This window comes from Nordella sp. HKS 07 (genome assembly GCF_011046735.1).
Lineage (GTDB): Bacteria > Pseudomonadota > Alphaproteobacteria > Rhizobiales > Aestuariivirgaceae > Taklimakanibacter.
This window is the reverse complement of sequence record NZ_CP049258.1, coordinates 2,269,767-2,291,280: the sequence shown is the minus strand read 5'-3', so window position 1 is coordinate 2,291,280 and position 21,514 is coordinate 2,269,767. Positions and strand designations below refer to the sequence as shown.

At 62.1% G+C, this 21,514-nt stretch carries 16 protein-coding genes and 2 pseudogenes; 6 read left to right on the top strand and 12 right to left on the bottom strand.

From position 1 onward, the window contains the following. Positions 1-442 precede the first annotated feature (442 nt). The 3 genes and pseudogenes from G5V57_RS35185 to G5V57_RS34325 all read right to left on the bottom strand — a co-directional run. Positions 443-1,096: a helix-turn-helix domain-containing protein gene (locus G5V57_RS35185; protein WP_371744814.1), complete on the bottom strand. Its 654-nt coding sequence runs from the start codon at positions 1,094-1,096 to the stop codon at positions 443-445. A gap of 2 nt (positions 1,097-1,098) precedes the next feature. Continuing rightward, positions 1,099-1,476, bottom strand: coding sequence for an AraC family transcriptional regulator ligand-binding domain-containing protein (locus G5V57_RS35180; protein ID WP_165167485.1), 378 nt, complete (start codon positions 1,474-1,476; stop codon positions 1,099-1,101). A 234-nt stretch (positions 1,477-1,710) separates the two neighbouring features. Continuing rightward, positions 1,711-1,875 (bottom strand): annotated as a pseudogene (locus G5V57_RS34325) (transposase); the annotation flags it as partial. Positions 1,876-2,214: 339 nt separating this feature from the next. On the opposite strand from G5V57_RS34325, the gene G5V57_RS10705 reads away from it, so the two are divergent. From G5V57_RS10705 to G5V57_RS34820, 3 genes and pseudogenes are all read left to right on the top strand, one after another. After that, a complete protein-coding gene (locus tag G5V57_RS10705; RefSeq protein ID WP_165167484.1) occupies positions 2,215-8,559 on the top strand; it encodes a cadherin domain-containing protein in 6,345 nt (2,114 codons plus the stop codon). Between the two features lie 44 nt (positions 8,560-8,603). Continuing rightward, positions 8,604-9,473, top strand: a pseudogene (locus G5V57_RS10700) (ABC transporter transmembrane domain-containing protein); the annotation flags it as partial. Between the two features lie 103 nt (positions 9,474-9,576). Then, on the top strand, positions 9,577-9,702 hold the full coding sequence (locus tag G5V57_RS34820) for a hypothetical protein (RefSeq protein ID WP_256378662.1): 126 nt from the start codon (positions 9,577-9,579) through the stop codon (positions 9,700-9,702). A 61-nt stretch (positions 9,703-9,763) separates the two neighbouring features. Here the strand turns inward: G5V57_RS34820 and lysA are convergent, their stop codons facing one another. From lysA to G5V57_RS10685, 3 genes are all read right to left on the bottom strand, one after another. Continuing rightward, entirely contained in the window at positions 9,764-11,041 is a 1,278-nt protein-coding gene (gene lysA / locus G5V57_RS10695) for a diaminopimelate decarboxylase (RefSeq protein WP_165167483.1), read from the bottom strand. A 31-nt stretch (positions 11,042-11,072) separates the two neighbouring features. Next, on the bottom strand, positions 11,073-11,210 hold the full coding sequence (locus G5V57_RS10690; RefSeq protein WP_165167482.1) for a hypothetical protein: 138 nt from the start codon (positions 11,208-11,210) through the stop codon (positions 11,073-11,075). Positions 11,211-11,563: 353 nt separating this feature from the next. After that, a complete protein-coding gene (locus G5V57_RS10685; protein ID WP_165167481.1) occupies positions 11,564-12,778 on the bottom strand; it encodes an adenylate/guanylate cyclase domain-containing protein in 1,215 nt (404 codons plus the stop codon). Between the two features lie 391 nt (positions 12,779-13,169). On the opposite strand from G5V57_RS10685, the gene G5V57_RS10680 reads away from it, so the two are divergent. After that, positions 13,170-13,778, top strand: coding sequence for a hypothetical protein (locus G5V57_RS10680; RefSeq protein WP_165167480.1), 609 nt, complete (start codon positions 13,170-13,172; stop codon positions 13,776-13,778). Here G5V57_RS10680 and argH read toward each other — a convergent pair. Continuing rightward, entirely contained in the window at positions 13,664-15,046 is a 1,383-nt protein-coding gene (argH, locus tag G5V57_RS10675) for an argininosuccinate lyase (RefSeq protein WP_165167479.1), read from the bottom strand. The genes G5V57_RS10680 and argH overlap by 115 nt on opposite strands. Positions 15,047-15,073: 27 nt before the next feature. On the opposite strand from argH, the gene G5V57_RS10670 reads away from it, so the two are divergent. Then, positions 15,074-15,706 (top strand): TlpA disulfide reductase family protein, encoded by a 633-nt coding sequence (locus tag G5V57_RS10670; RefSeq protein ID WP_165167478.1) that lies wholly within the window; start codon positions 15,074-15,076, stop codon positions 15,704-15,706. A gap of 87 nt (positions 15,707-15,793) precedes the next feature. Here G5V57_RS10670 and G5V57_RS10665 read toward each other — a convergent pair whose 3' ends face one another. Next, complete coding sequence (locus G5V57_RS10665) at positions 15,794-16,669, bottom strand: 3-hydroxybutyryl-CoA dehydrogenase (protein ID WP_206530242.1); 876 nt, start codon at positions 16,667-16,669, stop codon at positions 15,794-15,796. Between the two features lie 144 nt (positions 16,670-16,813). On the opposite strand from G5V57_RS10665, the gene G5V57_RS10660 reads away from it, so the two are divergent. After that, positions 16,814-17,989 carry an MFS transporter gene (locus G5V57_RS10660; RefSeq protein ID WP_165167477.1) on the top strand — a complete coding sequence of 392 codons (1,176 nt, stop codon included), beginning with the start codon at positions 16,814-16,816 and terminating at the stop codon, positions 17,987-17,989. 44 nt (positions 17,990-18,033) lie between these two features. Here G5V57_RS10660 and G5V57_RS10655 read toward each other — a convergent pair whose 3' ends face one another. The 4 genes from G5V57_RS10655 to G5V57_RS10640 form a co-directional block, all read right to left on the bottom strand. Then, on the bottom strand, positions 18,034-18,975 hold the full coding sequence (locus G5V57_RS10655; protein ID WP_165167476.1) for an electron transfer flavoprotein subunit alpha/FixB family protein: 942 nt from the start codon (positions 18,973-18,975) through the stop codon (positions 18,034-18,036). Position 18,976: 1 nt separating this feature from the next. Continuing rightward, on the bottom strand, positions 18,977-19,723 hold the full coding sequence (locus tag G5V57_RS10650) for an electron transfer flavoprotein subunit beta/FixA family protein (protein ID WP_165167475.1): 747 nt from the start codon (positions 19,721-19,723) through the stop codon (positions 18,977-18,979). A gap of 203 nt (positions 19,724-19,926) precedes the next feature. Next, positions 19,927-20,694: a FadR/GntR family transcriptional regulator gene (locus G5V57_RS10645; RefSeq protein ID WP_165167474.1), complete on the bottom strand. Its 768-nt coding sequence runs from the start codon at positions 20,692-20,694 to the stop codon at positions 19,927-19,929. Further along, positions 20,664-21,449: a creatininase family protein gene (locus G5V57_RS10640; protein WP_165167473.1), complete on the bottom strand. Its 786-nt coding sequence runs from the start codon at positions 21,447-21,449 to the stop codon at positions 20,664-20,666. The genes G5V57_RS10645 and G5V57_RS10640 overlap by 31 nt, the downstream gene beginning before the upstream one ends. Between the last annotated feature and the right edge of the window lie 65 nt (positions 21,450-21,514).

The window sequence follows — 21,514 nt, the reverse complement described above, 5'->3', positions numbered from 1 at the left end:
ACACTTGAGGCACTCGGCCAATTGTCTGCTTTTAGCCGTCAACGGGACAACACCAAAGGCGTTAAAACGTTCCGTTACTTTGAACGGCAACGCGGAACCTTTGGACGCAATCGGCGGCGTGCGACGGTGCGTGTCTATCCCCCTGCCAGGAGGAAAGTAATCAGGCCTATCGCCGGTTCTTTTCCTGCCGCTGGGCCAGCTGATCGAGGCCGATCAGGTCCTCATAGATCTGCCGGGCCGAATTTCCCATCCCCTCCCTCTTGCGGGGGGTTAGGGGTGGGGTCGGTGGCGCTCGCCCAAGCTCAAATCGCCTTGCAGACTTCCCAACCCATGGCAAACTTTGTTCGGCTGCTCCTTCTCGAGTCCATGCAGTTCAAGTATTCCTTAGTGTCTATCCGTTTTCGCGCTTTATCACGATTTATACATGTCGGACGAGAATTGATCACAAGATTTGCCCGGTATCCTGCAGGCGGGACCTCAGGTCGCGTGGCGCCTTGCCCGTCCAACGACGGCACGCGGTACTAAAGGCGCTCTGGCTCGAGTAACCCAGAAAAAGGGCGATTTGCGAGAGACTCACGTCCCGCTGGGGCAAATACTTCCTGGCGAGGTCATGTCGCAGACGGTCCACGATATCGGCGAAGGAAGTGTTTTGATCGGCAAGTCGGCGCACCAGGGTGCGCTCGCTCATGCCGAGTTCAGCAGCAACGATCTTGATTCGCGCCTCGCCAGTGGGAAGAAGCTCGATCAATCGCCGCTCCAGCCTGTGAATGAGATCAGGACCCTGCTTCGGGCGGCGGCGGAGTATTTCTTCGGCGTATGTGTGCAGAATTGCGAGAAGCCGGTCATCAGCGGAAGTGATCGGTGTGGCAAGCTCCTTTCTGCTGAAGATGATCCGCTCGTGGCCTTGGCCAAACTTCACCGGGCATCCGAAAAACTCTACTAAACTGGCGATCCCAATGCGGCGCTGATGAATGAAGTGGACGGCGAGCGGCGTTATTCGCTTGCCCGTGAAGGACCGACAGGCGAGCACGATAAGCGAGTGTCTGAACTCGGACGCCTGACAATATTCGGAAAGTGACCGGTGCTGAGCCCTAATGTTCAGAGTGCCCGAACTGTCATCGAGCTCGAGCTCGACCTGGACGCCTCAGAATACACCCTTGAGTAGCGGGCCATGTTTCGTAACGCCGCTTCGACTGTGTGCGAAGCAACGCCCAGATAGGCGAACACATCCCCGTCGCGCACATTGACTCTCTGGGCCAGGGTCATCCCGTAACAGTTGTTCTTGAGCTCACGAGCAGCGATTTCGAATAGCTCGGCATGTCGCACAAACGGTATCCATCCCTCGGCCTTGTTAAGCGAATGCCAATCAAGGCCGGACGCAGAAAGTGCGGCCCCGACATCCGCTCCCTCCTTCTTCAGCTCGGTAGCAATGCAGCGCGTCCAGAGGGGTCTAACCAAGAAAGAGACGCTTGCCATGAAGACCCTTCATCTCTCCGTCCAGCGAGAGTTGTGGCGCCGTCCAACTGAGTTAAGGCCTTTTGGCGCCAATTCGCAAGATATAGGGCGGATAGGCGTTAAGTATTTCTGATGCGGAGCGTTTTCGCGATAGAGCCGGTTAATGCCTGACGGCTCGCCCTCCCACCTGAGCATGGCGGTTGGCGGCAGTGTCGCTACAAGCGATAGCCTCGCGCTGCCGCTTCAGCTGCCCCTCTCGTCTTCCAGAGCCTTCCGCCGGCGCGCTTCCGACACATCCAAGACAACATCCTTGGCCTTCCAGTTGTATATCGTCGCTTCCAAAATGCCGTGTCTGCCGGCCAGGCAGGCTTTAGTCCCAGCCTCTTGCGTACTCTTCCGTGAACCGCTTCCCCTCATCATCCGTCTTCTTCCCCAGGGCCGGACTCTAACTGCAACAAATCTTCAGGGGTGGGGCCCTTCGAAAGAATATCTCTTATCCTTCTTCTAAAGCTTTCGAAAACCGCCTTCGCCGTGTCGGATATACTTTTGGCGATACGCCAATTTCCTGTGATTTAACGCCAGCTGGCCAATCTTCATATCGAGCGGCTTGCATCATTAAGGGCTCTTCATTAACTCGTTGCCACGGCGAAACGGACGGCGAATAACTTTCGACTGTGAAATCGAAAACCCGCATGACGCCAGGCTGTGCGTATGGACGCGCAGACAATGGGTATTTGTCAAAATTAGGAAACAAAGATTATGGCTACGTTTTATGTCGGGTCTGTCGCCGGTTCTTATCTCACGATCCAGGCTGCCATCAATGCAGCGAGTGAAGGCGATATTATCGTCGTGAGTGCCGGATCCTATGACGAGGATCTGGTTATTGACAAAGCTGTTACCATCCTGGGGGCCCAGGAGGGAGCCGGCGCGACGGGTGCTGGCCGGGACGCGGTCGGGGGCACTGGGGAAACCACGATCGTTGGCCACCATTCCATAACGGCGGGCGGCCAGGTCGTTATTGACGGGGTGCGTTTCCTCAATGACGGGACGACCACGGGCGGTGGTGCCAGCGATCCCACGCTGGAGATCATGACAAGTGGGCCCGCGGGCCATCCGCACATCGTCACCAACAGCATATTCTACTCTACCGCTCAGGGCGGCGCCGCGGATGACCGCGCCATATCGATTTCCCCGATCGCGTCGGGTGAGATCGCGATCACCGACAACTACTTTACCGGCAACCAACAGGGTCTGTTCGGCACTGCCTCGTGGGGGCGCGCCGTATGGCTGGATGGCGGCGGGGTGGACATCACGATCTCGGATAACAAGATTGAATTCGCCCGCACCGGCATCAATGCCGATTTGTCCGGAAACTCGCATCTGGATGTTGCCGGCAATGCCTTCGTTTCGACCGGCACAGCCGTCTCCGGCGGCATCAACACCGACAACCTGAACATCACCGACAACGACTTCCAGAATGTCGGCACCGACTTCAACTTCAGGAACTTTACCACCGGTGTCTCGTTTGACGCCGAAACGGCAGTGGACCATCTCACGCCGGTCAGCTCTGCCAATGACTATGTTGTCGTCCTGGGAGGATCGGGAGACGATACGCTGTCCGGCACCGACTATGCCGATGTTCTCGATGGAAACAACCATCCGAGCCAGGGTTCGGCCAATGACAGCGACGTCCTCAATGGCCGCGGCGGCAATGACTTTCTCTATGGCCGTGGCGGCAACGACGTCCTGAATGGCGGAGCTGGAAACGACATCATCCATGGCGGCGATGGCATCGACACTGCGGTGGTATCGGGCGACGTGCACGCAGCAACCGACATCCATTACAACGTCGGTGGCGCGACATGGACGGTGACCAGCGCCGACGGAACCGACACGCTGGACGGCGTCGAGGTGCTCGAGGATGCGGTCGGCGGCAAGACGCTCCTGGTCGGCGGCGGCGGCTTCGCCACCATCCAGGCCGCGCTCGACGCGGCGGCCGACGGCGACACCATCATGCTGGCCGCCGGAACCTTCGGCGGGCCGCTGACGATTGACAAGCAGGTGACCATTCTGGGTGCGGACGGCGCTGTCATCAGTGGCGGCGTGCTGGTTACCGCAGACCACGTCACCATCGACGGCGTCGACTTTACGGGCGCCTACAATTTCGGCGGCCTTGATCGGCCCTACGGCCTGTTCGTCACCGGCGACCATGTCAGCATTGCCAACGCCGTCTTCACCGGCTCGGCCGAGGACACGCGCCCGTTCGGCGTCGGCGGAACGGCAGCCGACTTCAGCCTCAGCACCAGCCAGATCACCGGCTGGAGCGAGGGCGCCTACCTCGTGCAGGGCGCGCAGGGTGCCATCACCGACAACACTTTCCAGGGCAATGGCAACGGCATCGTCACCGAAACGGTCGACGTGACCATCACGGGCAACAGCTTCTCCAACTCGGACGGGGCGCACATCGTCTCCCTGCCGTTTGTGGACACGAATGTCGGCAGCACCATTCACGACAATACGTTCCTCGACCAGGATCGTCCGATTTCCATCTACCTCAACGGCGCGGCCGACGTGGTGACGGGCAGCGACGCCGGCGAGACCATCCACGGCGAGTATGTCGCGGGCCCGGTCACTCTCAATGGTGCCGGCGGCAATGATCGTCTGGTCGGCAGCCACGGCAACGACATCATCCATGGCGGCGATGGCATCGACACCGCGGTGGTCTCGGGCGACGTGCACGCAGCAACCGACGTCCATTACAACGTCGGTGACGCGACATGGACGGTGACCAGCGCCGACGGAACCGACACGCTGGACGGCGTCGAGGTGCTCGAGGATGCGGTCGACGGCAAGACGCTCCTGGTCGGCGGCGGCGGCTTCGCCACCATCCAGGCCGCGCTCGACGCGGCGGCCGATGGCGACACCATCATGCTGGCCGCCGGAACCTTCGGCGGGCCGCTGACGATTGACAAGCAGGTGACCATTCTGGGTGCGGACGGCGCTGTCATCAGTGGCGGCGTGCTGGTTACCGCAGACCACGTCACCATCGACGGCGTCGACTTTACGGGCGCCCACAATTTCGGCGGCCTTGATCGGCCCTACGGCCTGTTCGTCACCGGCGACCATGTCAGCATTGCCAACGCCGTCTTCACCGGCTCGGCCGAGGACACGCGCCCGTTCGGCGTCGGCGGAACGGCAGCCGACTTCAGCCTCAGCCACAGCCAGATCACCGGCTGGAGCGAGGGCGCCTACATCGTGCAGGGCGCACAGGGTTCAATCACCGGCAACACTTTCGAGCACAATGGCAACGGCATCGTCACCGAAACGGTCGACGTGACCATCACGGGCAACAGCTTCTCCGATTCCGACGGCGCCCACATCGCGGTGCTGCCATTTGTCGACGCGAACCTCTCCTCGATTGGCTCGGACAACACCTTCCTCGACCAGGCACGTCCGATTTCTGTCTATCTCAACGGAGGGGCCCAGACCGTCACCGGCAGCGAGGTCGGCGAGTTCATCACCGCCGCATATGTCAGTGGTCCAGTCACCCTCGATGGCGCCGGCGGCAATGATCGTCTGGTCGGCAGCCACGGCAACGACATCATCCATGGCGGCGATGGCATCGACACTGCGGTGGTATCGGGCGACGTGCACGCAGCAACCGACATCCATTACAACGTCGGTGGCGCGACATGGACGGTGACCAGCGCCGACGGAACCGACACGCTGGACGGCGTCGAGGTGCTCGAGGATGCGGTCGGCGGCAAGACGCTCCTGGTCGGCGGCGGCGGCTTCGCCACCATCCAGGCCGCGCTCGACGCGGCGGCCGACGGCGACACCATCATGCTGGCCGCCGGAACCTTCGGCGGGCCGCTGACGATTGACAAGCAGGTGACCATTCTGGGTGCGGACGGCGCTGTCATCAGTGGCGGCGTGCTGGTTACCGCAGACCACGTCACCATCGACGGCGTCGACTTTACGGGCGCCTACAATTTCGGCGGCCTTGATCGGCCCTACGGCCTGTTCGTCACCGGCGACCATGTCAGCATTGCCAACGCCGTCTTCACCGGCTCGGCCGAGGACACGCGCCCGTTCGGCGTCGGCGGAACGGCAGCCGACTTCAGCCTCAGCACCAGCCAGATCACCGGCTGGAGCGAGGGCGCCTACCTCGTGCAGGGCGCGCAGGGTGCCATCACCGACAACACTTTCCAGGGCAATGGCAACGGCATCGTCACCGAAACGGTCGACGTGACCATCACGGGCAACAGCTTCTCCAACTCGGACGGGGCGCACATCGCGGTGCTGCCGTTTGTCGACGCGGATATCCCGTCAATCGCCTCGGACAACACCTTCCTCGACCAGGCACGTCCGATTTCCATCTACCTCAACGGCGCGGCCGACGTGGTGACGGGCAGCAACGCCGGCGAGACTATCCACGGCGAGTATGTCGCGGGCCCGGTGACGCTCGACGGTGCCGGCGGCAACGACGTCCTGAATGGCGGAGCCGGAAACGACTCAATCGACGGCGGAGCCGGCATCGATGCCGCAAACTACTCCGGCGACCTGTCGGCTGCCGACTTCACCTATGATGTCAGCAATGGCTGGCAGGTCTCAGCTGGAGCCGACGGCAACGACAGCCTGAAGGGCGTCGAGAAGGTCGTCGATGGCAACGGAGAGACGTTCTTCCTAGTCGGTGGCGACAGTGAATATACGACTTTTGCCGCAGCACAGGCCGCGGGCGGGATCGCCACGACCATTCTCACACCGGATATTCTGCCAATCGGTCTGGTAGACTCGAATTCCGCTACCAACGCCGTGGCGGAAGGTGCCGCGAGCGGTTCGAGCACAGGTGTCATCGCCCACGCGGCAGATAGCACGGGCACGGGAATATCCTATTCGCTCGCTGACGACGCCGGCGGTCGATTCACGATCGATCAAGCGACCGGTGAAATCACTGTCGCAAATGGTAGCCTCCTCGATTTTGAGACCGCGACGACTCACAATGTGACCGTGCGGGCCACGAATGGCTTCAATCATTCGGTCGATACGACCTTTATGATCGAAGTCACAAATTCGGCTCCGATCTTGGTAGATTCATTTGCTCCAATTGCGGAGAACTCGACTATATTGGGCTCGGTTCTGACCGGCATTGATTGCGACGATCTCACCTTCGCCGTCGCCGGTCCGGATGCGGCGAAATTTCAGATCGACAAGAACGGCATTCTTTCCTTCAGGACGGGGCCGGATTTCGAGAACCCGACTGATATCGGCGGTAACAATGTCTACAATATTGTGGTCGTGGCCGCCGATCCATCGTCAGCCTTCATTACCAAGAGCTATGCGATCACGGTGACCGACGTGGCTCCCGGCGCTCTCTCGGATGGCAATGCAAGCGCCAACACGGTCGCCGAAAATGCAGCCACCGGGGCCACCGTTGGCATAACGGTTGTATCGGCGACTGGCGGTGACGCCGTAACCTACACATTGCTCGACAATGCCGGTGGCCGGTTTGCGATAAATCCGACAACCGGTGTAATCACAGTCGCCAATGGGGCACTGCTCGATTTTGAGACGGCAACCAGTCACGAAGTCACGGTCGTCGCTACCGACGGAGCATCAACCGTTCATGAAAACTTCACGATCAATGTCGGTGATCTTGCGGGCAACACCGTAACAGGCACATCGGCCGCCAATGTCATTGACCGCACGCAAGGAATTTCCGGCCGGTTTGCAACCGACGAAGACGACATCATCAATGGCGCGGGTGGCAATGACAAGATTTCAGGCCTTGGTGGCAATGACAATCTGACAGGCGGAGCGGGAACCGACACGATCAGTGGCGGTGATGGCAATGACACATTCAATGTGTCGGGCGCCAATGACACGTATGACACTCTCTCCGGCGATGGAGGTGTGGATACGCTCAAGATCAACACCGCTGCCGCTCTAACTTTGGCCAAATTCAATGCCACCACCCAAAGCATTGAAGTCCTTCTGGGTACGAACAACAACGCCATAAACGGTACGGGCGCTGCAAATACGCTTGATTTCAGCGGTCTTACTGCCAAATCGGGTGTGGGCGTCATCAGTGGCCTTGAGGGTAACGACACCCTCATCGGCTCGGCGTTCGCCGACTCGCTCAGAGGCGGTGCCGGCGTGGATAGCGTCATGGGTGGCGACGGCGATGATACGCTTCTCGTCACGGGGACTAGCGACTCCACCGACATTCTTAACGGCGGAAGTGGGACAGACACTCTCAAGGTTGAGGGAACCAGCAACCTGACCTTGACCAATTTCAATGCCAGCAGTCAGAGCGTTGAAAACTGGGCGGGCAATAATCATGGCCTGATCGGTACGTCTGCCGCAAATACCTTGGACCTGTCCGGGCTTCAGTCGGTGAATGGGCTTACATTTGTCGACGGTAGCGGTGGCAATGACACCCTCATCGGATCCGCATTCGCCGACTCGCTCAGAGGCGGTGCCGGTGTGGATAGCGTCATGGGTGGTGACGGCGATGATACGCTTCTCGTCACGGGGGCTAGCGACTCCACCGACATTCTTAACGGCGGAAGCGGGACAGACACTCTCAAGGTTGAGGGAACCAGCAACCTGACCTTGACCAATTTCAATGCCAGCAGTCAGAGCATTGAAAACTGGGCGGGCAATAATCATGGCCTGATGGGTACGTCTGCCGCAAATACCTTGGACCTGTCCGGGCTTCAGTCGGTGAATGGACTTACATTCGTCGATGGCAGCGGTGGCAATGACACGATCCGCGGGTCGAATTTCAATGATGTCCTGCGCGGCGGGGCGGGGGATGACACGATCGGCGGCAATGCGGGCAATGATACTCTCACAGGCAATGCGGGCGCGGATACGTTCATCTTCGCCACGGGCGGTGACGCGGATATCATCACCGATTTCGTCGCGGGAACCGACCAGATCGACCTGACCGGCGTGGCAGATGTCGATACCTTCGGCGACCTGCAGATGACTCAGGTCGGCTCCGCCGTGGTGATCGATTTCGGCGGTGGCGATAAGCTTACGGTCAACAACATGACCATCGCTACCTTGGTTTCCCACCAGAATGACTTCCTGTTCTAAGTCGGAGGCAATTGTCAAACGAGTCCATCGTGGCTGAAACTTCTGTGTTAACCTCCTCTACACCGCCGCGACTAACCCTCGCGGCGGTGCTTTCTTCATTTCGAACTGCGTTTTGCGGGATAGGCCTCATGAGTGGGGCCGTGAATATCCTCGCCCTGACGGGCTCATTCTTCATGTTGCAGGTCTATGATCGTGTGGTACCGGGCCGCAGCGTACCGACCCTGATGGGACTTGTCCTGCTGGCGGGCTTGCTCTTCGCATTCCAGGGCGTGCTCGAATTGCTGCGATCCCGGCTTCTCGTCCGCATCGGCATCGCTCTGGACGCGAAGATGAGCGGCCAGGTCTATTCAGTCGTGATGCGGCTCCCTTTGCGCAGCAAGGTTTCGGGTGATGGGCTCCAGTCGCTACGTGATCTGGATCAGGTTCGCTCTTTCCTGTCGTGTGCGGGACCGACAGCGCTCTTCGACCTGCCCTGGATGCCCCTCTATGTTGGCATCTGCTTCCTCTTCCACTTCTGGATCGGCATTACTGCGCTGGCTGGCGCGATAGTGCTTTTCAGTCTCACGCTCCTGACCGAGCTACGTACGAAGGAGCCAACCAAAGCGGCGGGAAAGTACGCCGCAAGCCGAAGTGCCCTTGCCGAAGCGACGCGCCGAAATGCGGAAGCCATGCAGGCTATGGGTTTCGGATCACGGATTGCCGATCGCTGGTCAGACGTCAACCAGGAATATCTTACCGCTCACGCCAATGCTAGCGACGTCGCCGGCTCATTGGGAACCATCTCCAAGATCATAAGGCTTGCACTGCAATCGGGCATGTTAGCGATCGGGGCATATCTGGTGATTCATCAGGAAGCGACCGGCGGCATCATGATCGCGAGCTCGATCATAACAAGCCGTGCCCTCGCTCCGATCGCTTGGTCGTAGGCATCTCAGTTAGGCTCTTATCGATATCGTTTTCCGAATAGGCGACCTCGAACTCGGCCCGCAGGTCGTCGTAAACGTGGGCGCCGATGGGATGGGCGCTGCGGTTGGACTTGGCCTCGCTTTGGCGCGCCGGACCGCGGCATTTAGTGGAGACCCGGATAACGGCTATGCCTATCGCGCGCCGGGCGGCGTGCCGCCGATCTCGGATCTGCCTTAGACTTCCCGACCCCCACCGCGGCGCTGCGCGTCGACCCTCCCGGAAGGGGGGGTAATCAGGCCTATCTCCGGTTCTTTTCCTGCCACTGGGCCAACTGGTCGAGGCCGATCAGGTCCTCATAGGTCTGGCGCGGCCGCACGATGGCGAATTTCGAGCCCTTGACCAGCACTTCCGCGATGAGCGGGCGCGAATTGTAGGTGCCGGACTGCGCGGCGCCATAGGCGCCGGCGGTCATCACCGCCAGAAGATCGCCCTGTTCCATTTCCGGCAGCTTGCGGTCGAGGGCGAAATAGTCGCCGGTCTCGCAGACCGGGCCCACCACGTCGCTGATCAGTTCCCGCCCGCCCTGCGGTTCATCCACGGGCAGGATCTCGTGATAGGCATCATAAAGCGTCGGGCGGATGAGGTCGTTCATCGCCGCGTCCTGGATGATGAAGTTCTTGGCGGTGCCATGCTTCACATAGATGACGCGCGAGACGAGGATGCCGGCATTGCCGGCGATCATGCGGCCGGGCTCGAGCACCAGCTTGCAGCCCAAGTGCCCCAGCGTGCGCTTCACCATCGCGGCATATTCGTCCGGGTGCGGCGGCACGTCATTGGTGCCGCGATAGGGCACGCCGAGGCCGCCGCCCAGATCGATATGGCGGATGTCGTGGCCTTCGCTTTTCAGTTCGGCGGTGAGTTCCGCGATGCGCTTGAAGGCCTGCTCGAAGGGCGCCAGCTCGGTGATCTGGCTGCCGATATGGGTGTCGATGCCCGACGCGTCGATGCCGTCGAGCTGGCGCGCCTTGGCATAGACGCGTTTGGCGTCGGCGAAGGCGATGCCGAATTTATTCTCGGCCTTGCCGGTGGTGATCTTGGCATGCGTCTTGGCGTCGACATCGGGATTGACGCGCAAGGACACATTGGCGCGGGTGCCAAGGCGGGTGGCGACGGACGCCAGCAGCTCGAGCTCGGGTTCGGATTCGACGTTAAAGCAGGCGATGCGCTCCTTCAGCGCCAGCGCCATTTCCCGCGCCGTCTTGCCGACGCCGGAAAAGACGATCTTGCGGCCGGGCACGCCCAGAGCGAGGGCGCGGCGCAATTCGCCTTCCGAGACGACGTCGATGCCGGAGCCGAGATCGACCAGGGTCTTCAGCACCGCCTGGTTGGAATTGGCCTTCATCGAATAGCAGATGGCGTGGTCCTGGCCCTGAAAGGCCTCGTCATAGACACGGTAATGGCGCTCGAGCGTGGCGGTCGAATAGCAATAGAAGGGGGTGCCCACCTCCTCGGCGATGACCTTGAGGCTCACCTCCTCGGCATGGAGATGGCCGTCTTTATAGGCGAAATGGTGCATGGGCGGCCGGACCGGTCTGGCGGGAGAAAGATTACTGGATCAGCGGATCGAGAACGATGGGCTCGTTCGTCTTCTTGGCCCCTTCGGGCTTCTCGGGCGCGCCTCGGACGCCGCAGGCGGCCACAAGGCCGGCGAGAAGGAGGCTGACTAGGAGGGCACGAATGGTCATGGGCCAAGGATTAGACCAAGGCGCCGGGCGGGGGAAGGGGGTAAGAGCCGAGCTGGCCATGGCCGATCCCTCGCCTTGCAAACATCACGCGCATAGCCGCTCCGCCCGTTTGCATATTTCAGTGAAGAGCCTCGGCATCGTCGAGGCCTTGGCCGAGATAGTGGGTGACGCCCCCGCAATCGAATGCGATCTCATATTTGGGTAAGGTGCTACCGAACTGGAAGATGCCGGTCGGAGGTGGCGCGAGGCGCAAAATCGCCGCTCGCCATGATCGCCGTCCTTGTCGCCTATGCATCGGCATGGGCTCGAGTGGCTAGGCGAATGGATCGGCGGGCGCCGGTCCAGCCGGCGTTTCACCCTCGCACCAGTTCCGGATCGATCGTATAAAGATCCTGCGCCCGGCTGACGCCCCGGAGCGCGAAACGGCCGACCGAGACGAGGCGGGAGCGCTCGGGCTCGGGCGTGGCGGCGACAAAATCGGACGAAAAGAGATTGTCGCGGTCGACCGAGCGGCACAGCGCCACGATGCGGCTCACCTCGTTCACCGCCGGGCCGATGACGGTGAAGTCGAGCCGCGTCGTCGAGCCGATATTGCCGTAGAAGACATCGCCGATATGGAGGCCCAGATTGACGCCCGCCAGCGGGCGGCCTTCGGCTTTCCGCTTGTCGTTGAGATCGGCGATGCGCTTTCGCATCTTCGCCTCGGCGAGCAAGGCGCGGCGGCATGTTTCGGCGGGCTCGGCGCCGCCGAAGATCGCCAGCACGCCGTCGCCGATCAGCTTCAGCACATCGCCGCCCTTGTCATGGATGGCCGAGATCACCGCATCGGCGTAGTCGTTGAGCAGCGGAATCACCTCGTCGGGCGGCGCCGCATCGGTGATGGTGGTGAAGTCCTTGAGATCGGAATACCACAGCACCGCGTTGATACGGTCGGCGACGCCGCGTACGATTCGGCCCTTGAGGACGCGGGCACCGGCATCGCGGCCGAGATAGACCTCGGCGATCGTCTCAGCGACGCGGGTCACCGATGAGGTCTTGAGTGCCAGCGCCAGCAGCGGCACAAGCCGGCGCAGCGCCGCAAGCTCGGCGTCGTCGAAACCTTGCACCTTCCCCGTCGACCAGTGGGTGTAGATGCAGTCCATCTCGCCGATGACACCCTCGCGGTCGAAACGCTGCAGGAAGGCGACATAGTCGGTCTGGTTCTGCTCCTCGAGCTTATTGAGAAAGTCGAAATCGCGCGGTGTTCCGTCATCGATGCGGCGGCGCAGTTCGTCGCCGCCCGTCTGCATCAGATGATAGAAGATGCTCTGGCGCCAGTTCTCGTCCGAATAGCTGGTCGGCGTATATTCGGTGACCTCGCGCTCCACCTGGCCGTCGGCGCGCCAATGAAAGGCGCGGCCCTCATGGATCGGATGCAGCGTGTCGATGACGGCGATGCCCATGGCGAGATCGAGCCCCGCCGCATTGCAGTCCGCGCAGAAGCCCTGCAGCAGCTCGATCTCCGATTGGCCACCAAGCCCACGCGCGATGATGGCGGCCGAGATGCGTTCGATTTCGGCGTCCTTCATAGGGGTACATCCGTCGCTTCGATGCGGAAGGCCAGCAACACGAACTCGGTCAGATGCCTGGCGGCGTCGGTCTTTGCAAGCGGCACGTGTCTCGATCCCGGCGTTGAAACAGCGGATGGCCTCGGCCACGATATCGGGCTCATCGAACTGACGCTAGTGTGCTGAACGCGAAGTTCCTGATCAGTTCCTCGGTCTGTTCAGATGATCCCGCTTGCTATTGTGGGCGGATTCGTTGGAAATCGACATGCTGCGCCGCGATGGGCGATGCCGCCGATCAAGCGTCTAGGCGGGTAGCGCTGGCGGAGCAAAGGGCCCTGACGTCTGGGGTGCTTTCGAAGCGGCCGAAGAGCGGAGATTGCTGATGAGCCTGACAATACTTGAAAGTATCAGGATGCTTCAAAGAAAGCTCTATTCCAAGGCCAAGGCGAAGCTTGGTTTCCGTTTCTATCAGCTCTGCGACAAGATCTGGCGGGCGGGCATGCTTGCCCATGGTCTCCTGCGCCGTGGCTGCACGGATATGGTGGACGCCGATCTGTCCAAGGACGTCGACACGTTCCCGCACGCGCAACCGATGCCATCGGTGGCACGGCGTATCGTCGACCGGCAGGTGCGGGATAGGGATGGAACGGAGCGCATGAACGGTGGCAAGGACACGGACCGCGCCACGCCGCAGGGCGGGGTGATCAGCTCCCTGCTTGCCAATCTCTGCATGAACCGCTTCCTGAAGCATTGGCAGGGCAGCGCAAAGGGTGAGACGTTCCGGGCCCACATCTCCGTCACGCAAAAGCGTGCAGCGGGTCAAGGACAAGGCAGCAGCCGTCCTGGCTATATGTCCCCACGTAAATTTTGCGCCTGCAATTCTCTGCAAAGGCAGGCCAAGCAGGATTACTTGCCGAGCTGCTTCAGCCAGCGCGCCGCTTCGCGCGCCACATTCTTCGGCGCCGTGCCGCCCAGGCTAGTGCGCGAGGCGACCGAATTTTCGACCGACAGCACCTTGTAGACATCGGTGGTGATCTTGTCGTTCACGCTGTGCATGTCGGTGAGGCTCAAGGAGGCGAGATCGCAGTTCTTCTTCTCGGCCAAGGCGACGAGTGCGCCCGTCACGTGATGCGCCTCGCGGAAAGGCAGGCCCAGAGCGCGCACCAGCCAGTCGGCGAGATCGGTCGCGGTGGCGAAGCCTTGCGCCGCCGCAGCGCGCATCACCTTGGCATTGGGCTCGAGGTCCTTGACCATGCCGGTCATGGCGGCGATGGCGAGCGAGAGATTGTCGATGGCGTCGAAGGCCGGCTCCTTGTCTTCCTGCATATCCTTCGAATAGGTCAGCGGCAGTCCCTTCATCACCACGAGCAGGGCTGAGAAGGCGCCGAGGATGCGGCCCGGCTTGCCGCGGATCAGTTCGGCGGCGTCGGGATTGCGCTTCTGCGGCATGATCGACGAGCCGGTGGTGAATTTGTCGGAGAGCGTCACGAAGCGGAATTGCGCCGTGCACCAGATGACTATCTCTTCGGCGAGCCGCGAGAGATGCATCGCCGCGATCGACGCGGCGGCGAGCAGCTCGAGCACGAAATCGCGGTCGGCCACCGCATCGAGCGAATTGCGCATCGGCCGGTCGAAGCCCAGTTCCTTCGCGGTCATATTGCGGTCGATGGGGAAAGAGGTGCCGGCGAGTGCGGCGGCGCCGAGCGGCGATTCATTCATGCGCTTCCTCGCATCCGCGATGCGGCCGCGATCGCGCGCCAGCATCTCGACATAAGCGAGAAGATGATGACCGAAGGTAATGGGCTGCGCCACCTGCAGATGGGTGAAGCCCGGCATGATGGTCGCGGCATGGGCTTCCGCCTTGGTCGCGAGCGCCAGCTGGAGCTCCTGCAATTGCCTGTCGAGATGGTCGCAGACGTCGCGGATATAGAGACGGAAGTCGGTCGCCACCTGGTCGTTGCGCGAGCGCGCGGTATGGAGGCGCCCGGCCGCCGGACCGATCAGATCCTTGAGGCGCTGCTCGACATTCATATGGATGTCCTCGAGGGCGCGCGAAAAAGTGAAGGCGCCGCTTTCGATTTCGCCTTGCACCTTCTCCAGGCCACGCCTTATTTCAGCCGCGTCGGACTTGGAGATGATGCCTTGTTCGGCGAGCATCTTGGCATGGGCCAGCGATCCCTTGATGTCCTGCGCGAACAGCCTCTGGTCGAAGCCGATCGAGGCATTGATCTCTTCCATGATGGCGTCGGGTCCGCTGCCGAACCTGCCGCCCCACATCTTGTTGGTCATGACCCGCCTCGCAAATGGAATTCCCGAATGACTGAAAAAGCCCGCAACCTGAAGCCCGCAGTCCTGGTCGTCGTGCTCGCCGCGATCGCCGCAGCCTTCGGGGTTTACTTGAAGGGGGAAGGCGATGGCAAGGTCGGGCCGACCGCTGCGGTGACGACCGCCGCCCCGCAAGGCGCCGTCACCAAGGCGCTGTCGACCGGCACCATGACCGCCTTCGTGGTCAAGCCCGAGCGCAAGGACGTGCCGGAGATCAGCTTCCTCGCGGAGAATGGCGCCGCAACGTCACTGGCGCCCTGGAAGGGCCGCGTCATCCTGGTCAATCTGTGGGCCACCTGGTGCGCGCCCTGCCGTGAGGAGATGCCGTCGCTGGCGCGCCTGCAGAGCGAGATGGGATCGCCCGATTTTGAAGTCGTCGCCATCGCCGTCGACCGCAAGGGGCTCGAAGCGTCGGGCAAGTTCCTGAAAGAGGTCAACGCCACGGCGCTCAAACTCTATGCCGATCCTTCGACCGAGGCGCTCGGCAAATTCCAGGCGGTGGGCCTGCCGTCCTCGATCCTCATCGACCGTCAGGGCCGCGAGATCGGCCGCCTCGCCGGCCCCGCCGAATGGGACTCGCCCGAAGCCAAGGCGCTGATCACGGCGGCGACCGCGGAGAAGTAAAATACCCTCTCCCCTCTTCGAGGGGCGAGGGGGTCATTCTCGCGCATCACCTTATCCGAAAAGTCTGCAACTTTTCGGGGTGATGCGTTACCTCGTCGGTACCGGCTTCTCGCCGCGATAGTCGTAGAAGCCGCGATTGGTCTTGCGGCCGAGCCAGCCGGCCTCGACATACTTCACCAGCAGCGGGCAGGGACGATATTTCGAATCGGCCAGGCCTTCATAAAGCACCTGCATGATCGACAGGCAGGTATCGAGGCCGATGAAGTCGGCGAGTTCGAGCGGGCCCATCGGGTGATGCGCGCCGAGCTTCATCGACAGATCGATGGCCTCGACATTGCCGACACCCTCATAGAGCGTATAGACCGCCTCGTTGATCATCGGCATCAGGATGCGATTGACGATGAAGGCCGGGAAATCCTCGGCGACGGCGATGGTCTTCTTCAGCTGCAGCGAGAATTCCTTCACCGAATTGAAGGTCTGCTCGTCGGTGGCGATGCCGCGGATGAGCTCGACCAGCTCCATGAGCGGCACCGGATTCATGAAGTGGATGCCCATGAATTTTTCCGGCCGGTCGGTCGAAGCGGCAAGCCGGGTGATCGAGATCGACGAGGTGTTGGTGCCGAGCACCGCTGAATCGGAGAGATGTGGACAGACCGCGGTGAAAATCTTGCGCTTGACCGCCTCGTCCTCGACGGCGCTTTCGATCACCAGGTCGCAGATGCCGAAATCCTCGTAGGAGGCCGCCATGTTGATGTTCTTGAGCGCCGCGTCGCGCTGCGCCTCGGTGATCTTGCCGGACCTGACCTGACGCGAGAGATTGCCGTTGATAGTGGCGAGCCCGGCCTCGATCTTCTCCTTGCTGAGGTCGTTGAGAAGCACCTGGAAGCCGGCGAGGGCGCATACATGGGCGATGCCGTTGCCCATCTGACCGGCGCCGATAACGCCGACTTTGTTGATCTGCATGTTAATCTACTACCCATTTGGTAAAGGCGTGGGAGCCTATATCGTGCCTGTTCCTTGGGCAAGTGCATTTCGCATGTGCGAGATCGGGTCTGACATGTCGCGGCGGCGATTTACCGCGCCCCGGCGACCCGGCCATAGTCCGGAATGACTCAAGATTCGCACCGGCTGGCGCTGTGGGCTCTGTTTGCCGGCAATTTCATCATCGGCACCGGGATCATGCTGCCCGCCGGCATGCTGAACGATCTGTCGGCGGGGCTTGCGGTGACGCCTGCCACGGCCGGCCTCCTGCTGATTGCCGGCGGCCTCATCATCGGTTTCGGGGCTCCGTTCTTCGCGACCTTCACCAGCCGGCTCGACCGGCGCGTGCTGCTGGCCGGTTCACTCGCCTTCTACGCGCTGGGCCACGCGCTCTCCGCCCTTGCTCCCGATTTCACCAGCCTCGTCATCCTGCGCGCCGTGACCGTGATCTCGGCCGGGATCTTCACACCGCAGGCAGCCGCCACTTTGGGCCAAATGCTGCCGCCGGAGAAACGCGCCGCCGCCGTCGCCTTCATCTTCATCGGCTGGTCGATCGCCTCGGTCGCCGGCATGCCGTCGGGAAGCCTCATCGCCGCCTTCGCCGGCTGGCGCGTAGCTTACGCGCTGATGGCCGTGCTGGCGCTCGTCTCCGCTTTCTTCGTCTGGCGCACGCTGCCCAAAGGACTACGCACGCCGCCTTTGTCGCTTTCGGCCTGGCGCGCGGTTTTCTTCGATCCCGTCCTGATCCTCATCCTCCTGGTGACGCTCGCCAGCGGCTCGGGGCAGTTCACGCTGTCGGGCTATCTGGTAGTGATCTACAAGGAGGTGCTCGGCGCCTCGCCTGCCCTCATCGCCCTTCTGCTCTCGGGCTTCGGCATCGCCGGCGTCGCCGGCAACTTTCTCGCCGCGCGCCTCGTCGGCAAGCTCGGCGTCGAGACCCTGATCGTCGCGGCGCTGGGCGCCATTCTTCTCGGCCTCATTGTCTTCGGTTCGACCTTCGGCCTCCTGGCCGGCGCCGCCGTCAGCGTGGCGCTGTGGGGGCTCGGCACCTTCTCGTCCAATTCGTTGCAGCAGAGCCGGCTCATCACCCATGAGCCGGCGCTCGCCGCTGCCTCGGTCGCGCTCAACACCTCGACCATCTATCTCGGCCAGGCGATCGGCGCCGCCTCCGGTGCGCGGCTGATCGCCCATCATGAGCTTTTGTATCTAGCGCCGGTCGCCGCCCTGTTCCTCACTCTCGCCATCGCGCTCAGCCTGCTCGCCGGCCGGCTCACGCGGCGGAGAGTACGCGCGCAAAAATAAAGGCCCGCGCGAAGCGGGCCTTTGATCTCGCGACTTGTGTGGCCTTACTTCCCCAGCTTGCCGAGCTCGGCTTCGAGCTCGGGCACCGCCTGGAAGAGATCGGCGACGAGGCCGTAATCGGCGACCTGGAAGATCGGCGCCTCCTCGTCCTTGTTGATGGCGACGATCACCTTCGAGTCCTTCATGCCGGCGAGATGCTGGATGGCGCCGGAAATGCCGACCGCGATATAGAGATCGGGGGCGACGACCTTGCCGGTCTGGCCGACCTGATAGTCGTTCGGCACGAAGCCCGCATCGACGGCGGCGCGCGAGGCGCCCACCGCGGCGCCGAGCTTATCGGCCACCTTGTCGAGCATATGGAAGTTCTCGCCATTCTGCATGCCGCGGCCGCCGGAGACGATGATCTTGGCCGAGGTGAGCTCGGGCCGGTCCGTCTTCGACAGATTCTCGCCCTGATAGGAGGAGAGGCCTGGATCGGCGGGACCTTGCGTCTTCTCGACCGTAGCGGAACCGCCTTCGCCCGTCGCCGGGAAGGCAGCCGTGCGCACGGTAATAAGCTTCTTCTTGTCGTTGGACTGCACCGTCTGCACGGCGTTGCCGGCATAGATGAGCCGCACGAAGGTGTCGGGTGACTTCACTTCCGAGATGTCGGAGATCTGCATGACATCGAGAAGGGCCGCGGCGCGCGGCATGTAGTTCTTGCCGTTGGTGGTGGCGGGCGCCACGATGTGGTCATAGGGACCGGAGAGCGCCACGATGAGGGCGGCCATCGGCTCGGCCAGCGGGCGCTCGAATTGCGGCGCGTCGACATGCAGAACCTTGGCGACGCCTTCAAGCTTCGCGGCATGGGCCGCGGCGGCGTCGGCATTGTTGCCGGCGACGAGCACATGCACGTCGCCGCCGAGCTTGGCGGCGGCGGTGAGCGCCTTGTGGGTCGCGTCCTTGAGATGAGCATTGTCGTGCTCGGCGATGAGAAGAACAGCCATCTCAGATCACTCCCGCTTCCTTGAGCTTCGATACGAGTTCGGGCACCGACTTCACCTTGACGCCGGCCTGGCGCTTCGGCGGCTCGGCGGTGTTGAGGACCTTGAGGCGCGGCGCGACATCGGCGCCGTAATCGGCCGGGGTCTTCTCCTCGAGCGGCTTCTTCTTCGCCTTCATGATGTTGGGGAGCGAAGCATAACGCGGCTGGTTGAGGCGCAGGTCGGTGGTCATGATCAGCGGCATCTTGACCTTGATGGTCTGCAGGCCGCCGTCGATCTCGCGCGTCACGGTCGCTTCCGCGCCATCGATCTCGAGCTTGGAGGCGAAGGTCGCCTGGGCCCAGCCGAGGAGAGCGGACAGCATCTGACCGGTCTGGTTGCAGTCGTCGTCGATCGCCTGCTTGCCGAGAATGACGAGATCCGGTTTCTCGGCCTCGATGACACCTTTCAGGATCTTGGCAATGCCGAGCGGTTCGACATAGTCGTCACTCTTCACGAGGATGCCGCGGTCGGCGCCCATGGCGAGCGCGGTGCGGATGGTCTCCTGAGCCTGGGTCGGTCCCACCGAGATGGCGACGATCTCTGTCGCCTTGCCGGCTTCCTTGAGACGCACCGCTTCTTCGACGCCGATTTCGTCGAAGGGGTTCATCGACATCTTCACATTGGCGAGCTCGACACCCGAGCCGTCCGCTTTGACGCGAATTTTCACGTTGTAATCAACGACGCGCTTGACCGCGACCAGGACCTTCATGGGCACTCCTCATGGGGTTGCCGCCCTTATGTGGCGGCGCACAAATCGGGCGCGAAACTAGAGATCACACCCCGTGGAGTCAACGCCGATACCGGCAAAACCATGCCGTCTGCGACGCTACGACCGGTGATTCCGGCTGCTCCTGTCGCCTACATGACAAATGGTCATAAGCGCGATGAGCCGTGGGACCCTGTCAGCCACTGTCACTGCCAGATATTGATGGTGGCGAGGGTGCGCATCAGGTGGTCCGAGACGAGCTCCTCGGCGCGCTTGCCGTCGCGTTCGGCAATGGCGTCGACGATCAGCTCGAGGTCCTTGTGCGTCTGCCGGCGCACCGCATCGGGCGCCGGCTTGTCGGTGTCGCGCCCGTCGAACTGGACGGCGCGGCGGTCGTCGAGGATGCTGTTCATGATCTGGATCATGAATTTGTTCTTGGTGCTGGCAAAGATCTGGCGGTGCAAGGCATAGATGCGCTCCTTGAACTCCCGCCAGACCGGCGCCTCCAATATGTCGGCCAGGATGGCGCGCATTTCGGCGATCTCGGCGTCATCGACGCGGCTCACCACCAGCCGCATCATCGCCGGCTCGAACAGAAGGCGGCCCTCGATGATCTCGGCGAAGGACGGTACGTCCTCATGTTCATCGGCCGCCGTCTGGTCCATGCGCTCGAAGACATCGTCGGCGTCATCGGTCAGATAGGTGCCGCTGCCCACCTGGCGGCGCACCAGGCCCTGGCGCTCCATCATGGCGAGCGCGCTTCGCACCGCCGTGCGGCTGGTGTTGAGCTGCTGGGCGAGCTCGTACTGGTTGGGCAATTTGGCGCCCGGCACCATCAGGCCGGACTTGATGCTGCGCAGAAGGGCGCGATAGACGAGCGAGGGCGTGGCGCGGTCATTGGTGGCGATGTTCGCCGGTGGACGGGTCGGAGCTGTCGCCTCGCTCATGTCCGGTTTTCCGCTGTTATCGGCCATCTGGCAAAATCCTCCATGAAGCGGACAAGCTCGGCCACGACCGCGGCGAAGAACTCGGCGCCCATCTCCGGATTTGCCAGAGACGGGTCGCCCAATGTCCCATGCGGCGAGAGATCCTTGAAATCGAGATAGGTCTTGACCGCCGATCCCTTCAGAAGATCGGTGCTGAGATATGCCGAGCCAGGATCCGGATAGGTGATCTGCGCCCTGTCGGCCGCCACCAGATCAGGGCGGAGATGCATGATCATGGAAGTCTCGAATTCGCAGGCATGGCCCATGCCGCCCTCGCGCGAGCGGCGCAGCCGCGCGATCGCCGGCGCCGCAAGGGCGAAATAGGTGAGGCCGGCGATGCGCATCCGGCCATAATGCCGCTTGCCCAGGACCGCGGCCAGCACGTCCACGACGCCGCCATTGCCGCCATGGCCGTTGATGAGCAGCACGCGCCCGAAGCCATGCTGGGCGAGCGAGGCGACGATGTCCTCGACCATCGCCATCAGCGTGGTGTGGCTGAGCGTGATGCTGCCGGGAAAGCGCATGTGATGGGCCGAGAAGCCGTACCAGGGTGGCGGCAGGACGACCACCTGGCCTTCCATTTGTGCGGCCGCGGCGAGGCAGAGCGCGTATGCGAGCATCGTGTCGGTGCCGAGCGGCATGTGATGGCCATGCTGCTCGACCGAGCCGAGCGGGATGACGAGGACGGTTTTCTCGCGATCGAGGGCGTCGACCTGAAGCTGGCTCAGCTCTTCATAACGCATAGGGGCTGATGTTTTCTCCGCTCCCGGCCGTTCATCCAGAGGAGGCTGCCAGGATGGTCAAAAGT

Coding starts and splice junctions, on each gene's coding strand:
- G5V57_RS35180 (WP_165167485.1), bottom strand. CDS start 1,476: ATGGCAAGCGTCTCTTTCTTGGTTAGACCCCTCTGGACGCGCTGCATT.
- G5V57_RS10705 (WP_165167484.1), top strand. CDS start 2,215: ATGGCTACGTTTTATGTCGGGTCTGTCGCCGGTTCTTATCTCACGATC.
- G5V57_RS34820 (WP_256378662.1), top strand. CDS start 9,577: ATGGGCGCTGCGGTTGGACTTGGCCTCGCTTTGGCGCGCCGGACCGCG.
- lysA (WP_165167483.1), bottom strand. CDS start 11,041: ATGCACCATTTCGCCTATAAAGACGGCCATCTCCATGCCGAGGAGGTG.
- G5V57_RS10690 (WP_165167482.1), bottom strand. CDS start 11,210: ATGACCATTCGTGCCCTCCTAGTCAGCCTCCTTCTCGCCGGCCTTGTG.
- G5V57_RS10685 (WP_165167481.1), bottom strand. CDS start 12,778: ATGAAGGACGCCGAAATCGAACGCATCTCGGCCGCCATCATCGCGCGT.
- G5V57_RS10680 (WP_165167480.1), top strand. CDS start 13,170: ATGCTTCAAAGAAAGCTCTATTCCAAGGCCAAGGCGAAGCTTGGTTTC.
- argH (WP_165167479.1), bottom strand. CDS start 15,046: ATGACCAACAAGATGTGGGGCGGCAGGTTCGGCAGCGGACCCGACGCC.
- G5V57_RS10670 (WP_165167478.1), top strand. CDS start 15,074: ATGACTGAAAAAGCCCGCAACCTGAAGCCCGCAGTCCTGGTCGTCGTG.
- G5V57_RS10665 (WP_206530242.1), bottom strand. CDS start 16,669: ATGCAGATCAACAAAGTCGGCGTTATCGGCGCCGGTCAGATGGGCAAC.
- G5V57_RS10660 (WP_165167477.1), top strand. CDS start 16,814: ATGACTCAAGATTCGCACCGGCTGGCGCTGTGGGCTCTGTTTGCCGGC.
- G5V57_RS10655 (WP_165167476.1), bottom strand. CDS start 18,975: ATGGCTGTTCTTCTCATCGCCGAGCACGACAATGCTCATCTCAAGGAC.
- G5V57_RS10650 (WP_165167475.1), bottom strand. CDS start 19,723: ATGAAGGTCCTGGTCGCGGTCAAGCGCGTCGTTGATTACAACGTGAAA.
- G5V57_RS10645 (WP_165167474.1), bottom strand. CDS start 20,694: ATGGCCGATAACAGCGGAAAACCGGACATGAGCGAGGCGACAGCTCCG.
- G5V57_RS10640 (WP_165167473.1), bottom strand. CDS start 21,449: ATGCGTTATGAAGAGCTGAGCCAGCTTCAGGTCGACGCCCTCGATCGC.